General features: G+C 67.7%; 13 protein-coding genes. 9 read left to right on the forward strand and 4 right to left on the reverse strand.

The features are described 5' to 3' along the window. Window positions 1-45: 45 nt before the first annotated feature. Window positions 46-1,302, reverse strand: a complete 1,257-nt coding sequence (gene icd, locus OHZ10_RS13730) for an NADP-dependent isocitrate dehydrogenase (RefSeq protein WP_059233397.1) — start codon at window positions 1,300-1,302, stop codon at window positions 46-48. On the opposite strand from icd, the gene OHZ10_RS13735 reads away from it, so the two are divergent. The 7 genes from OHZ10_RS13735 to OHZ10_RS13765 all read left to right on the forward strand — a co-directional run bounded on the left by OHZ10_RS13735 (window position 1,301) and on the right by OHZ10_RS13765 (window position 8,917). Then, entirely contained in the window at window positions 1,301-1,513 is a 213-nt protein-coding gene (locus OHZ10_RS13735; protein WP_059233396.1) for a hypothetical protein, read from the forward strand. The two genes, icd and OHZ10_RS13735, sit on opposite strands and share 2 nt — an antisense overlap. Before the next feature lie 66 nt (window positions 1,514-1,579). Continuing rightward, window positions 1,580-2,158: a pseudouridine synthase gene (locus OHZ10_RS13740; RefSeq protein WP_059233395.1), complete on the forward strand. Its 579-nt coding sequence runs from the start codon at window positions 1,580-1,582 to the stop codon at window positions 2,156-2,158. A gap of 281 nt (window positions 2,159-2,439) precedes the next feature. Further along, the gene (locus OHZ10_RS13745; RefSeq protein ID WP_081051795.1) at window positions 2,440-2,658 is read left to right on the forward strand and encodes a hypothetical protein; all 219 of its coding nucleotides are present in this window, start codon (window positions 2,440-2,442) and stop codon (window positions 2,656-2,658) included. Window positions 2,659-2,818: 160 nt separating this feature from the next. After that, complete coding sequence (locus OHZ10_RS13750) at window positions 2,819-3,319, forward strand: DUF192 domain-containing protein (RefSeq protein ID WP_342702761.1); 501 nt, start codon at window positions 2,819-2,821, stop codon at window positions 3,317-3,319. Window positions 3,320-3,537: 218 nt separating this feature from the next. Beyond that, window positions 3,538-5,643 carry an elongation factor G gene (gene fusA, locus OHZ10_RS13755; RefSeq protein WP_059233393.1) on the forward strand — a complete coding sequence of 702 codons (2,106 nt, stop codon included), beginning with the start codon at window positions 3,538-3,540 and terminating at the stop codon, window positions 5,641-5,643. A 164-nt stretch (window positions 5,644-5,807) separates the two neighbouring features. Beyond that, window positions 5,808-6,818 carry a HoxN/HupN/NixA family nickel/cobalt transporter gene (locus OHZ10_RS13760; RefSeq protein ID WP_174992983.1) on the forward strand — a complete coding sequence of 337 codons (1,011 nt, stop codon included), beginning with the start codon at window positions 5,808-5,810 and terminating at the stop codon, window positions 6,816-6,818. Window positions 6,819-7,108: 290 nt separating this feature from the next. Continuing rightward, window positions 7,109-8,917, forward strand: coding sequence for a hypothetical protein (locus OHZ10_RS13765; protein WP_342704409.1), 1,809 nt, complete (start codon window positions 7,109-7,111; stop codon window positions 8,915-8,917). A 27-nt stretch (window positions 8,918-8,944) separates the two neighbouring features. Here OHZ10_RS13765 and OHZ10_RS13770 read toward each other — a convergent pair whose 3' ends face one another. Beyond that, a complete protein-coding gene (locus tag OHZ10_RS13770; RefSeq protein ID WP_059233391.1) occupies window positions 8,945-9,790 on the reverse strand; it encodes an aldo/keto reductase in 846 nt (281 codons plus the stop codon). Window positions 9,791-9,956: 166 nt separating this feature from the next. On the opposite strand from OHZ10_RS13770, the gene OHZ10_RS13775 reads away from it, so the two are divergent. Continuing rightward, window positions 9,957-10,703, forward strand: coding sequence for a GntR family transcriptional regulator (locus tag OHZ10_RS13775; protein WP_011546029.1), 747 nt, complete (start codon window positions 9,957-9,959; stop codon window positions 10,701-10,703). A 21-nt stretch (window positions 10,704-10,724) separates the two neighbouring features. On the opposite strand, the gene OHZ10_RS13780 is transcribed toward OHZ10_RS13775, so the two are convergent. After that, a complete protein-coding gene (locus OHZ10_RS13780; protein ID WP_342702765.1) occupies window positions 10,725-12,116 on the reverse strand; it encodes a CoA transferase in 1,392 nt (463 codons plus the stop codon). Between the two features lie 138 nt (window positions 12,117-12,254). Here OHZ10_RS13780 and OHZ10_RS13785 point away from each other — a divergent pair, with 138 nt between their 5' ends. Beyond that, window positions 12,255-13,487: a citrate/2-methylcitrate synthase gene (locus tag OHZ10_RS13785; RefSeq protein ID WP_059233389.1), complete on the forward strand. Its 1,233-nt coding sequence runs from the start codon at window positions 12,255-12,257 to the stop codon at window positions 13,485-13,487. Here the strand turns inward: OHZ10_RS13785 and OHZ10_RS13790 are convergent. Beyond that, entirely contained in the window at window positions 13,460-13,783 is a 324-nt protein-coding gene (locus OHZ10_RS13790) for a DUF2917 domain-containing protein (RefSeq protein WP_174994269.1), read from the reverse strand. The two genes, OHZ10_RS13785 and OHZ10_RS13790, sit on opposite strands and share 28 nt — an antisense overlap. Window positions 13,784-13,927: the final 144 nt, after the last annotated feature.

The raw sequence follows: 13,927 nt of genomic DNA on the forward strand, positions 1-13,927 counted from the left end.
GCGCCGGGGCGGCCGGCAACCTGCCGGCCCACCCCGGAAGGGGTCTTACATGTTCTCGATCAGCACTTCGCCGAAGCCGGAGCACGACACCTGCGTCGCACCTTCCATCAGGCGCGCGAAGTCGTACGTGACGCGCTTCTGCAGGATCGACTTCTCCATCGAGGCAATGATCGTGTCGGCCGCTTCCGTCCAGCCGAGGTGGCGCAGCATCATTTCCGCCGACAGGATCTCGGAACCGGGGTTCACGTAATCCTTGCCCGCGTACTTCGGCGCCGTGCCGTGCGTCGCTTCGAACATCGCGACCGAATCCGACAGGTTCGCACCCGGCGCGATCCCGATGCCGCCGACCTGCGCGGCCAGTGCGTCGGAGATGTAGTCGCCGTTCAGGTTCAGCGTCGCGATCACGTCGTATTCGGCCGGGCGCAGCAGGATCTGCTGCAGGAACGCGTCGGCGATCGAATCCTTGATCACGATCTCGTTACCCGTCTTCGGGTTCTTCACGCGCATCCACGGGCCGCCGTCGATCAGCTCGCCGCCGAATTCCTTCTGCGCGAGCGCGTAGCCGGCGTCACGGAACAGGCCTTCCGTGAACTTCATGATGTTGCCCTTGTGCACCAGCGTGACCGACTTGCGATCGTTGTCGATCGCGTACTGGATCGCCTTGCGCACGAGACGCTCGGTGCCTTCGGTCGACACGGGCTTGACGCCGATCCCCGAGGTTTCCGGGAAACGGATCTTCTTCACGCCCATCTCGTCCTGCAGGAACTTGATGACCTTCTTCGCCTGCTCGGAACCCGCGGCCCATTCGATGCCCGCGTAGATGTCTTCCGAGTTCTCGCGGAAGATCACCATGTCGATCTTCTGCGGCTCGCGCACCGGCGACGGCACGCCCTTGAAGTACTGGACCGGGCGCAGACACACGTACAGGTCGAGTTCCTGGCGCAGCGCGACGTTCAGCGAACGGATGCCGCCGCCGACCGGGGTCGTGAGCGGCCCCTTGATCGATACCACGTATTCCTTCAGCACCTGCAGCGTTTCTTCCGGGAGCCACACGTCCGGACCGTACACCTTCGTTGCCTTCTCGCCTGCGAAAATCTCCATCCAGTGGATCTTGCGCTTGCCCTTGTAGGCATGCGCGACCGCCGCGTCGACGACCTTGATCATGACCGGCGTGATATCGAAGCCCGTACCGTCGCCTTCGATATAGGGAATGATCGGCTGATCGGAAACGTTGAGCGAGAAGTCCTTGTTGACGGTGATCTTGTCACCGCCTTCCGGAACCTTGATGTGCTGATACGGCATGATCGACTCCAGTGACGTGGCTGAGCAGGTGATGCTGGTCGAAGCTGCGCGCGCGGCGGGGGCGCGGCATGGCCACCCCGTGACGGCAACAGCGAGCCGCTATTCTAGCGCCCCAACCGGGCACTTCGGCATGAACCGCGGCACTGCGTATCAAGACCTCACTTATGTCTTATATAAGACAGAGGACTTGCCGTTCCGTATTATGCATTAAGATTCCGCCATTTGCCATAGACCGCCCGCCCCCGCCTCCCGCGGCAGGCCGGGCGGGCGCCCCGCCATGAACCTGATCGCCCTCAACAAGCCGTTCGGCACGATTTGCCAGTTTTCCGCGCACGAGACGCGCCCGTCGCTCGGCGACTGGGTAAAAACGCCCGGCGTCTATGCGGCCGGCCGGCTGGACGCGGACAGCGAAGGGTTGCTGCTGCTCACCGACGACGGCGCGCTGCAGGCGCGCATCGCGGAGCCGCGCCACAAGCTCGTCAAGCGCTACTGGGCGCAGGTCGAGGGCGCGCCCGGCCCGGCCGACCTGAAGGCGCTCGCGCGCGGCGTCGATCTCGGCGACTACGTGACGCGCCCGTGCCGTGCCGAATTCATCGAACCGCCCGGCACGCTGTGGCCGCGCAATCCGCCGATCCGCTACCGCGCCGCGATCCCGACCACGTGGATCGAACTTGCGATCACCGAAGGCAAGAATCGGCAGGTGCGCCGGATGACCGCAGCGGTCGGCTTCCCGACGTTGCGCCTGGTGCGCGTCGGCGTCGGCGCGCTGGATATATTTGCGCTCGGCATTGCGCCGGGCGAAACAATCGCACTGCCGCCGCGCGCGCCATGGGACGGTTTCGCGCCCGCCGGATGACGAATTCGGGATGCGCGCATTTTTCGTCATCTTTTTCGTCAACCGCTTGCGAAGATCGTGCGTTAAACCACGCAGATGCCAACCTTAGCTATCCGGCATTGGCAGCCGAACCCGAGTTTGCGTCACAAAAGCGACGTTTTTCTCGAATACGATTCGGCGCCCGCAGCGCAATGAGAAATTTCTCGAAGCGTCTGTCAACCGAAAGGTGGATGGCACCGTTAGACGACATGACTCCTATTGCCGGGTCATTTGGTTAATTAACTAAAGCTGAGGAACACAACATGAACAAACTGATCGCTGCTCTGGTCGCTGGTCTCTTCGCAACGGCTGCTTTCGCACAAGCTTCGGCTCCGGCCGCTCCGGCTGCTGCTGCTCCGGCAGAAGCTGCTTCGGCACCGGCTAAGAAGGCAACGCACAAGAAGCACCACGCTTCGAAGAAGCACCACGCTTCGAAGAAGGCTGCAAGCGAAGCCGAAGCCCCGGCAGCTGCTTCGAACTAAGCAAGCTAGTTGTAATAACGCAGTCAAGAACACGCAGTTTTGCCGTTCTTACGGCGTTGAAAGGCAGATCACCGCAAGGCGATCTGCCTTTTTCTTTTTTGTGCCCGCCGGCGCGCATCGCGTACCATGCGGGTCTCGTTTTCCAGACAGGAGCCATGCTGTGCAATTCTCCCTGCGCTCGTCGCTCGGCCGCCTTGCGCGCGCCACCGTGTTTCCCGCCGCGCTCGCCGTCCTCGCGCTCGGCATGCAGGCCGCCAGCGCGCAGATGCCGCCCGGCGCCAAGCAGCCCAGCGAGTTCCCGCGCGTGAAGCTGCGCGCCGGCATGTACGTGATCGACGCGGCTGTCGCCGCGAACGACGCCGACCGCGAACAGGGGCTGATGTACCGTTCGCAGCTCACGCCGAACGAAGGCATGCTGTTCGTCTTCAACGAGAATGCCGTGCATTGTTTCTGGATGAAGAACACGCTGATCCCGCTGTCGATCGCGTTCATCCGCGCGGACGGCACGATCACCGACATCGACGAAATGCGGGCGGAGACGACCGACAACCACTGCCCGCGCAACAACGGCGTCTATGCGCTCGAGATGAGCAAGGGCTGGTTCGCGGCGAAGGGCATCAAGCCCGGCATGAAGCTCGACGGCCTGCCGAAGGCCCAGTAACGGCCCTTTCCGCGGCGCCGCGCCGCGCATCGACCGAAGCCGGCCGCCCGTTGCGCGCCGGTTTTTTTTCGCCCGCCGGCAGCGGCGCCGGCTTGATTCAGCCAGCACCGGCCGCATCTGCAAAAGCCACGCGCAAGCGCTATGCTTTAAGTCTCGCTTGTTCCAACCCGGACCGGCCCAGCCGGCCCGCTTACGATCCGAACCACCAGGAGGTTCACGTGCCCCGCAAAACCCCCATCGAGCGCTATCGCAATATCGGGATCAGCGCTCACATCGATGCCGGCAAGACCACGACGACCGAGCGCATCCTGTTTTACACCGGCGTGAGCCACAAGATCGGTGAAGTGCACGACGGCGCGGCCACGATGGACTGGATGGAGCAGGAGCAGGAACGCGGCATCACGATCACGTCGGCGGCGACCACGGCCTTCTGGAAAGGCATGGCCGGCAACTATCCGGAACACCGCATCAACATCATCGACACGCCCGGGCACGTCGACTTCACGATCGAGGTCGAGCGCTCGATGCGCGTGCTCGACGGCGCGTGCATGGTCTACGACTCGGTCGGCGGCGTGCAGCCGCAGTCCGAAACCGTGTGGCGCCAGGCGAACAAGTACAAGGTGCCCCGCATCGCGTTCGTCAACAAGATGGACCGCATCGGCGCCGACTTCTTCCGCGTGCAGAAGCAGATCGGCGACCGCCTGAAGGGCGTCGCCGTGCCGATCCAGATTCCGATCGGCGCGGAAGATCACTTCCAGGGCGTCGTCGATCTCGTCAAGATGAAGGCGATCGTGTGGGACGACGAAAGCCAGGGCGTGAAGTTCACGTACGAGGACATCCCCGCGAACCTCGTCGAGCTCGCGCACGAATGGCGCGAAAAGATGGTCGAGGCGGCTGCCGAAGCGAGCGAGGAACTGCTCGAGAAGTACCTGCACGACCACGAGTCGCTGACCGAGGACGAGATCAAGGCCGCGCTGCGCAAGCGCACGATCGCGAACGAGATCGTGCCGATGCTGTGCGGCAGCGCGTTCAAGAACAAGGGCGTGCAGGCGATGCTCGACGCGGTGATCGACTACCTGCCGTCGCCGGCCGACGTGCCGGCAATTCTCGGCCACGACCTGCACGACAAGGAAGCGGAACGTCATCCGAACGACGAGGATCCGTTCTCGTCGCTCGCGTTCAAGATCATGACCGACCCGTTCGTCGGCCAGCTGATCTTCTTCCGCGTGTATTCGGGCGTGGTCGAATCGGGCGACACGGTGCTGAACGCGACGAAGGACAAGAAGGAGCGGCTCGGCCGGATCCTGCAGATGCACGCGAACGAGCGCAAGGAAATCAAGGAAGTGCGCGCGGGCGACATCGCGGCGGCCGTCGGCCTGAAGGAAGCGACCACCGGCGACACGCTGTGCGATCCGGCGCATCCGATCGTGCTCGAACGCATGATCTTCCCCGAGCCGGTGATCTCGCAGGCCGTCGAGCCGAAGACGAAGGCCGACCAGGAAAAGATGGGCCTGGCGCTCAACCGTCTGGCCCAGGAAGATCCGTCGTTCCGCGTGCAGACCGACGAAGAATCGGGGCAGACGATCATTTCGGGCATGGGCGAGCTCCACCTCGAAATCCTGGTCGACCGGATGAAGCGCGAGTTCGGCGTGGAAGCGACGGTCGGCAAGCCGCAGGTCGCGTATCGCGAGACGGTGCGCACGCCCGCGAAGGACGTCGAAGGCAAGTTCGTCAAGCAGTCGGGCGGCCGCGGCCAGTACGGCCATGCCGTGATCACGCTCGAGCCGAACCCCGGCAAGGGCTACGAGTTCGTCGACGCGATCAAGGGCGGCGTGATTCCGCGTGAATACATTCCGTCGGTCGACAAGGGCATCCAGGAAACGCTGAAGAGCGGCGTGCTGGCGGGCTATCCGGTCGTCGACGTGAAGGTCACGCTGACGTTCGGTTCGTACCACGACGTCGACTCGAACGAAAACGCGTTCCGCATGGCCGGCTCGATGGCGTTCAAGGAAGCGATGCGCCGCGCGAAGCCCGTGCTGCTCGAGCCGATGATGGCCGTCGAGGTGGAAACGCCCGAGGACTTCATGGGCAACGTGATGGGCGACCTGTCGAGCCGTCGCGGCATCGTGCAGGGGATGGAAGACATCGCCGGTGGCGGTGGCAAGCTCGTGCGTGCCGAAGTGCCGCTCGCGGAGATGTTCGGCTACTCGACGTCGCTGCGTTCGGCGACGCAGGGCCGCGCGACGTACACGATGGAGTTCAAGCAGTACGCGGAAACGCCCGCCAACGTATCGGAAGGCGTGATCAGCGCGAAGACGAAGTAAGCGCCGGGCGCACGCGCCCTGTCGCATGCACGCAAGGCCCGTCCGGTTCCGGACGGGCTTTTTTTCGTCCCGCGCACGCTGCGTTCGCGGCTTTTTGATCGGCACGCCCGGCATTTTTTTCGCGTGCCACAATGGTTCGCGATTCGTCAGATGGAACCCGCCCGATGCCGCCCACCCCTGCCCTGCGCCGCCTGCTGATGCTCTACGCCGGCCTGATCGCCGCGAACGTCGCCGTGTGGCTGTGGGCGCTCGTGGTGCTGCGCGACCATCCGCTGCTGCTCGGCACCGCGGCGATCGCGTACGGCCTCGGGCTGCGTCATGCGGTCGACGCCGATCACATCGCCGCGATCGACGTCGCGACGCGCAAGCTGATGCAGGAAGGCCAGCGTCCGGTGAGCGTCGGACTGTTCTTCTCGCTCGGCCATTCGACGATCGTGATCGCGGCGACGCTCGGCATCGCGCTGACCGCGTTCGCGCTGCGCGACCGGTTCGATGCGTTCCGCGAGATCGGCGGCACGATCGGCACGGCGGTATCGGCCACCTTCCTGCTCGTGCTCGCGTGCGTGAACCTGATGATCCTGCGCGACGTATGGCGGCGTTATCGCCGCGCGCCCGGGCACACGCACGACGACGCGCACGTGCACCGCCCTGCCGGGCTCGTCTCGCGGCTGCTGCGCCCGCTGTTCCGGTTCGTGTCGAAGAGCTGGCACATGTACCCGGTTGGCGTGCTGTTCGGACTAGGTTTCGATACTGCAACGGAAATCGGCCTGCTCGCGATCGCGGCCGCGCAGGCGAGCCAGGGGCTGCCGGTCTACACGGTCATGCTGTTTCCGGCGCTGTTCACCGCCGGCATGACGCTGATCGACTCGACCGACAACGTACTGATGATTCATGCATACGGGTGGGCGATGGACGATCCGCAGCGCAAGCTGCTCTACAACGCGAGCATCACGTTCGTGTCGGCGGCCGTTGCACTGGCGATCGGCGGGATCGAGGCGGCCGGCCTGCTGGCCGACAAGCTGTCGCTGACGGGCCCCGTGCGCGACGCGCTCGATGCGCTCGGCGAACGCTTCGGCTCGATCGGCTACGGCATCGTCGCGCTGTTCCTGGTCTGCTGGATCGCGTCGATCCTGTTCCACCGCTGGCAGCGCGCGGCCGACGCACCGGCACGCTGAGCAACGCTCAGACGTTTCATTCCGGAAACAAAACTCCCCCGACGATGTTGCGTGCGCCGTCGCGCGTCGACGTGCGCCTTGCGCCACGGGCACAAGCAGCCGATGGCACGAATCTCGCAGATAGGGATTCGCACGGCGGGCCCGCGTGCCGATCCGCGTTCGCGGCTGGCGTCAAGCGCCGGCCGTGACGCAACCGGCCGCCGAAAAGGACTACGAATCTTTACCGGCCCCCTGCTCCACACGTAGACAGCCGCGCGGCAACGAGGCATCGCGCGCATGGGGAGGCCATGATGCATAAGACAAAACAACCGTTCCGCCCGGCGGGACGGCGCCCTCGTGCAACCTTGCTGGCCGCAGCCGCCTTTGCGTGCTGCTGCTCGTATGCCGTCGCACAAAACACCTCGCCTGACTCCGCACCCGACGCGAACGCCAGCGCGGACACCATCATGACGCTGGTCGCGGACGCTTCGTCTTGCGCAGCCAATCCGGCTGCGTGTGCGGCGCAGGTCTATGCCGGTCATGGCATCGGCGGTAACGGTGCCAGCACAAGCGGCAGTGGCGGCAGCAGTCCCGGTCCGGGCAACGGCAACGGCAACGGCAACGGCAACGGCAACGGTAGCGGTAGCGGTAGCGGTAGCGGTAGCGGTGGAAATAACGGGAATGGTGCCGTCGGACCAGCAGGTGTCGGCGGTACGACAGGTGGAACATCCAGCGGCACGAGCGGCACCGGCCGCGGAGGCAACACGTCCGGCAACGGTGGTTCAGGTGGCGGTACATCGGGTGGCGGCACTTCGGGCGGCGGCACTTCGGGTGGAGGCACCTCGGGTGGCGGCACCTCAGGCGGCGGCACCTCGGGCGGCGGCACCTCGGGTGGCGGCACTTCGGGCGGCGGCACTTCGGGCGGCGGCACTTCGGGCGGCGGCACCTCGGGCGGCGGCACTTCGGGCGGCGGCACCTCGGGTGGCGGCACTTCGGGTGGCGGCACTTCGGGTGGCGGCACTTCGGGTGGCGGCACTTCGGGCGGCGGCACTTCGGGTGGCGGCACTTCGGGTGGCGGCACTTCGGGTGGCGGCACCTCGGGTGGCGGCACCTCGGGCGGCGGCACCTCGGGTGGCGGCACCTCGGGTGGCGGCACCTCGGGTGGCGGCACCTCGGGTGGCGGAGGCCATGGTGGCCACGGCGGTGGCCACGGCGGCGACGGTGACGGCAGTGGTCACGGCCATGGCGGTGGTCATGGTGACGGTGACGGTGACGGCGGCGGCCACGGCCACGGTGGTCATGGCGACGGTGACGGCGGTGGCCACGGCCATGGTGGTCATGGCGACGGTGACGGCGGTGGTCACGGTAACGGTGGCGGCCATGGCGATGGCGGTGGTCACGGCAACGGCGGTGGCAATGGCGGTGGCAATGGCGGCGGCAACGGCGGTGGCAACGGCGGCGGCAACGGCGGTGGCAACGGCGGTGGCAACGGCGGCGGCAACGGCGGTGGCAACGGCGGCGGCAACGGCGGTGGCAACGGCGGTGGCAACGGCGGCGGCAACGGCGGTGGCAACGGCGGCGGCAACGGCGGCGGCAATGGCGGCGGCCACGGCAACGGTGGTGGCAACGGTGGTGGCAACGGTGGTGGCAACGGTGGTGGCAACGGTGGCGGCAACGGTGGCCACGGCAATGGCGGCGGCAACGGCGGCGGCAACGGCGGTGGCAACGGCGGCGGCAACGGCGGTGGAAACGGCGGCGGAAACGGCGGTGGCAACGGCGGTGGCAACGGCGGCGGCAACGGCGGCGGCAACGGCGGCGGCAACGGCGGCGGCAACGGCGGCGGCAACGGCGGCGGCAACGGCGGCGGCAACGGCGGCGGAAACGGCGGCGGCAACGGCGGCGGAAACGGCAACGGCAACGGCAACGGCGGCGGAAACGGCAACGGCAATGGCGGCGGAAACGGCAACGGTGGCCACGGCAACGGCGGCGGCAACGGCAATGGCAACGGCAGTGGCGGCGCCGGCAATGGCGGTGCCAACGGCGTCGGCAATGGCCACGGCACTGGCAACGGCAATGGCGGTGGTCACGGCAACGGCGGATCGTCCGGCGGCAACCACTGACCGGAAGCGTTGCCCGGCCAGGTGCGATCAGAGCATCTCGAGCGCGCGCTTGCTGCGTGGCGGACGGAAATACGCGTCAAGCTGCGCGCGCTCGTCATCGCTCAACTCGAAATCGAGCGCGGCGCGATTGTCGCGCACGTGCTCGATCCTCGACGCCTTCGGGATCGCGAACACACCCGGCTGCGCGAGCACCCATGCCAGCGCGACCCGCATCACCGACACGCCGCGCAGCCGCGCAATCTCGTCGAGCGGCGAGCGTTTCGGCAACCGCCCGTGGTCGACCGGGCTATACGCCATCGCCGGCATCCGGTGATCGGCGAGCCACGGCAGCAGGTCGAACTCCGGGCCGCGCCGCGCGATGTTGTAGAGGATCTGGTTGGTCGCGCACGCACTGCCGCCCGCTTCGCGGACGAGTTCGTCCATGTCGGCCGTATCGAAGTTGCTCACGCCCCAGTGACGGATCTTGCCGGCGCGCTGCAACGCCTCGAAACCCTCGACCGTCTCCTCGAGCGGCACCGAGCCGCGCCAGTGCAGCAGGTACAGGTCGAGACGGTCGGTACGCAGGCGCTTGAGACTCGCGTCGCACGCGGCGATGACACCGCGCCGGCTCGCATGATGCGGATAGACCTTGCTGACGAGGAACACGTCGTCGCGCAGGCCTGCGAGCGCTTCGCCGACGAGCGCTTCGGTCGCGCCGTCGCCGTACATCTCGGCCGTATCGACCAGCGTCATCCCGAGTTCGATGCCCTCGCGCAGCGCGGCGATTTCGTCCGCGCGCCGGGCCGGCCGCTCGCCCATTTCCCAGGTACCCAGGCCAAGCTTCGGAATCGTCTCACCGTCCGGCAGGACGACCGTGGCGATCGTGTCTGTCATGCGTTCCTCGTTGTGGATTCGCGGCCGCACTCTGCGGCTGGAGCATGGAATACGACGCGTCAGTGTAGTCAATCGATGCGCCCGCGACCTATTACACGGCAAAAACCGGCTATAACGGCGCGGCATGATGACTTAGAATGGCCGCAACCTGATCGATACCCATTCCATGAAGGCACCCACGGACGACCGGTGGCAGGACCTGCGCCCCGACCCCGACAACGATACGCCGCTCTACCTGCAGCTCGCTCGCAAGCTCGGTGACGCAATCCACGACAACCGCTGGACGGCCGGCGAGGCGCTGCCTTCCGAGCGCGTGCTGTCCGAAGCGCTCGGCGTATCGCGCATCACCGCACGCAAGGCGATCGCGCTGCTCGTCGAGCAGGGCTTGATCCGCCGCACGCAAGGCGCGGGCAACTTCATCCAGCCGCGCTACGAGGATCCGCTGTCGCGACTGTCGAGCTTCAGCGAAATGCTCGAGCGCCGCGGCTTCAAGCCGAGCTCGCAATGGCTCGCGCGCGAAATTCAGCCCGCGAACCGCGACGAAGTGATCCAGCTCGGGCTGTCGCCGGCCGCATCCGTTACGCGCCTGAAACGCCTGCGTCTCGCCGACGGCATCGTGATGGCCGTCGAGAACTCGACGTTCCCCGCGACGCTGATTCCCGATCCGCAGGCGATCGCCGGCTCGCTGTACAGCTATCTCGAAGCGCGCGGCACGCCGATCGTGCGCGCGCTGCAGCATTTCCGCGCGGTCAACGCGACCGACGAGATCGCCGAACAGATGGGCATCGCGCCGCACGATGCGCTGCTGCTGATCACGCGGATCGGCTATACGTCAGACCAGCGCGCGATCGAACTGACCGATACCTACTGCCGCAACGACTACTACGATTTCGTCGTCGAACTGCGCAAGTAACGCACGTCGCGCCGCCGGCGCTCACAGCCAGCGTGCGTCGTCGGTGCCGAGCGGCACGGGCGGCCGCGCGAACGACGGCGGCGTCACCGACAAGCGCTCGGCCGGCCGCACGGTGTCGAGCACCCCGAACGGCGACGCGATGCGCTCGATCCGGTCGCGCACGTCGGCAGGCGCGAGATCGGGTGCCTGCAGCCCGTCCGGCACGACGCCGAACGACTGCAGCCAGCGTCCCGTCTGCGCGAGCGACGTCCGCACGTGCCAGCTTCCCCCTTCACGCGCCCGCCGCGCGAGCGCAATCATCGCGCCGAACGCCGCGAGATAACCCGTCGCATGATCGAGCGCCTGGCACGGCAGATGGCGCGGCGCGTCCGCATGCGCGGCCTGCTGCTCCTGCCATGCGATACCGCTCGCCGACTGTACGAGACTGTCGAAACCGCGCCGCTTCGCCCACGGCCCCGCGTGCCCGTACGCCGACACCGACACGCACACGATGCCGGGCCGCAGCGCCGCGAGTGCCTGCGGCGCGAAACCACGTGCCGTGAGCGCGCCAGGCCGGTACGCCTGCAGAAAGACGTCGGCGTCGCTCGCGAGTGCCTGCAGCGTATCGACGCCCGCCGCGTCGCGCAGATCGATCCACGTCGAACGCTTGCCGCGCCCGTTGTCGATCACGAGCGGCGCGATGTTCGGCAGATGCGGACCGTTGACGAGCAGCGTCTGCGCACCGTGCGATGCCAGCGTGCGGCCCGCGACCGGCCCCGCGATGATGCGCGTGAGATCGAGCACGCGCACGCCGGCAAGCGGCTGGCCGGCATCGCCGCGGCCGACCGGCTCGGCCGGCGCATCGCCGATCCGCTCGATTTCGAACAGCGGCAACGACGCAATCGCACGCGCCTGCTCGTGTTCCGCCCATTCCTCAGGTGTTCTGATCAATGCCGCGCACAAGCCGGCCTCGGCCAGCGCGGTATCGAGCGCCACGCCGTCCCAGGTACGGATCGCCGCGGCGACATCGGCGGGTTGCGCGCCGCAGCCAAGCACGCCGAGGATGCCGTGCAAGTGATGCGGAAAGTTCGCGTGCAGCTGAATCCAGCGCCCGTCGCCGGTCTCGAAGAAACCCGTCACCGGATGACGCAACTCCGGCGGCGGGCCGTCGTCGACGCGCAGGTAGCGCTCGCTGCGGAACGCAACGAGCGCGTCGCGCACCGACACGTCGACGGCTTGCGCGACGCCCGTGCGAAGCCGGTGGCATTCGGCGGCCGCGAGCCCGGCTGCCGCGATCGTCGCGACGGCGAGCGTGCCGACCTTGAACGTCGACGGCAGCGTCGGGTCCCGGCCCGTCACGGTCGCGCGGGCCAGCGCGCCAGGATCGCCGTGTGCGAGTTGCCACAGATGCGTCAATGCGAGTTCGGGTGTCATGGTGCTGGGGAGTCGTTGAGGAGACGAAATCGAGTCTAGAATTCGCGACAGGCGCGATCAATCTTGATTGCGCGAATCAATACATAACGAATAGTTGTAGCGGGGCCGCGCTTCATGCCCCCGACAGGAGCCACCGGCATGAGATCCCTCAGTGCACCGGAAGCCGCCGGCATCCTCGGTGTCAGCGTGAGTACGCTGTATGCGTACGTGAGCCGCGGCCTGCTGCGCTCGCTGCCCGACGGCGCGACCAAGCGCCGCTGCTACGACGCGGATGAAGTGCGCCTGCTTGCGCGCCGCCGCGCCGACGCGAAACGCGCGGGCGGCGTCGCCGAACGTTCGCTCGACTGGGGCGTGCCGGTACTGGAATCGCGGATCACGCAGATCGCGGGCGGCCGCCTGCACTACCGCGGCGCCGATGCGGTCGCACTCGCCGCCGAAGCGACGCTCGAAGAAACGGCCGCGCGGCTCTGGGACTGTCCGCCCGCGCGGCTGGCACACGCCTCGCTCGCGTCGACCGGTTTCGACGCCGCGCAATGGGACGACTGGGCGCGTCGCTGGGCGCATCTCGCGCCGCTCGAACGCACGCTGGTGCTGCTGCCTGCCGCGGCCGCATCGTTGCCGCGCTTATGGGCGCAGGGGCGCGACGCGCAGCTTGATGCCGGCACGCTGCTGCTGCGCGTCGCAACGGCCGCACTCGCCGGCATCGCGCCGGGCGACGCGCCCGTACACCGGCAGCTCGCGACTGCATGGCGCGTGCGGCGGCGCGACGAAGCCGACCTGCTGCGGCGCGCGCTCGTGCTGTGCGCCGATCACGAACTGAATCCGTCGACCTTCGCGGTGCGCTGCATCGCGTCGACCGGCACCCACCTGTTCGGCGCAATTGCGGGCGGGCTCGCGGCGCTGTCGGGGCCGCGCCACGGCGGCGAGACGTTCCGAGCCGGTACGCTGCTCGACGAAGCGGCCCGCGCCGCCGACCTCGATCGCTACCTCGCCCTGCGGCTGGCGCACGACGAACGCACGGACGGCGGCCGCACCGCCCTGTCCGGCTTTGCGCACCCGCTCTACCCCGACGGCGACCCGCGTTCGCGGGCGCTGCTCGACGCGCTGCAGGCCGCAGTGCCCGACCGGCCGGCGCTGCGGGTGGCGCACGCGCTCGCCGCGCGCGTCGAAGCAGCCACCGGCCTGCGCCCCGCGATCGATTTCGCGCTCGCGGTGCTGGAACGCACGCTCGCGCTGCCCGACGGCGCGGCGTTCACGCTGTTCGCGGCCGGCCGCACGGCAGGCTGGATCGCGCATGCGCTCGAACAGTACGCGGACGGGAAGCTGATCCGGCCGCGGGCGCGCTACGTCGGCAGCGACGCGGCCGTGTGACGCCGGCCGTCGCGCCATGCGGCGAACGGACGCCACCACGCGTGCGCGGTGTGCGCGGCCGGCGCCGCGAGCGGACCGAACGCGAACGTCGCGCCGCGCCGCCCCGCGCTGACCCACGCGCGCGTGCCGGGCAGCAACGTCAGCGACGCGCCGGCGCCCAGCCAGTGATCGTCGGGCCGGCCCTCGACGGTCACCCACACCTCGCCCTCGGCCACTTCGAGCAGCGTGCGATCGACGATCCGCCACCGTCCGGCCGGCTCGTCGCCGTCCATCACGTAAAGTCGCAGTTCGCGCATGGCAGCCTCCTGGTCGCACGGGTTCGATGACACCAGTATTTCGGACAGCGGCAGCACACGGACAGATACGGCTGCAGACACTTTTAGCTGAACTGTACTGGCCGACCGACGGGGACAGGCATCGGCCCGCCGGGCCCGGCACCG

It is taken from the genome of Burkholderia arboris, assembly GCF_038723655.1.
Classification (GTDB): Bacteria; Pseudomonadota; Gammaproteobacteria; order Burkholderiales; family Burkholderiaceae; genus Burkholderia; species Burkholderia arboris.

Bases quoted from the DNA above. Each gene is read 5' to 3' on its own strand.
- OHZ10_RS13745 (WP_081051795.1), top strand. From the start codon at position 2,440: ATGAACAAACTGATCGCTGCTCTGGTCGCTGGTCTCTTCGCAACGGCT.
- OHZ10_RS13775 (WP_011546029.1), top strand. From the start codon at position 9,957: ATGAAGGCACCCACGGACGACCGGTGGCAGGACCTGCGCCCCGACCCC.
- OHZ10_RS13740 (WP_059233395.1), top strand. From the start codon at position 1,580: ATGAACCTGATCGCCCTCAACAAGCCGTTCGGCACGATTTGCCAGTTT.
- OHZ10_RS13785 (WP_059233389.1), top strand. From the start codon at position 12,255: ATGAGATCCCTCAGTGCACCGGAAGCCGCCGGCATCCTCGGTGTCAGC.
- OHZ10_RS13765 (WP_342704409.1), top strand. From the start codon at position 7,109: ATGCATAAGACAAAACAACCGTTCCGCCCGGCGGGACGGCGCCCTCGT.
- OHZ10_RS13735 (WP_059233396.1), top strand. From the start codon at position 1,301: ATGATCGACTCCAGTGACGTGGCTGAGCAGGTGATGCTGGTCGAAGCT.
- OHZ10_RS13780 (WP_342702765.1), bottom strand. From the start codon at position 12,116: ATGACACCCGAACTCGCATTGACGCATCTGTGGCAACTCGCACACGGC.
- OHZ10_RS13790 (WP_174994269.1), bottom strand. From the start codon at position 13,783: ATGCGCGAACTGCGACTTTACGTGATGGACGGCGACGAGCCGGCCGGA.
- OHZ10_RS13760 (WP_174992983.1), top strand. From the start codon at position 5,808: ATGCCGCCCACCCCTGCCCTGCGCCGCCTGCTGATGCTCTACGCCGGC.
- OHZ10_RS13770 (WP_059233391.1), bottom strand. From the start codon at position 9,790: ATGACAGACACGATCGCCACGGTCGTCCTGCCGGACGGTGAGACGATT.
- icd (WP_059233397.1), bottom strand. From the start codon at position 1,302: ATGCCGTATCAGCACATCAAGGTTCCGGAAGGCGGTGACAAGATCACC.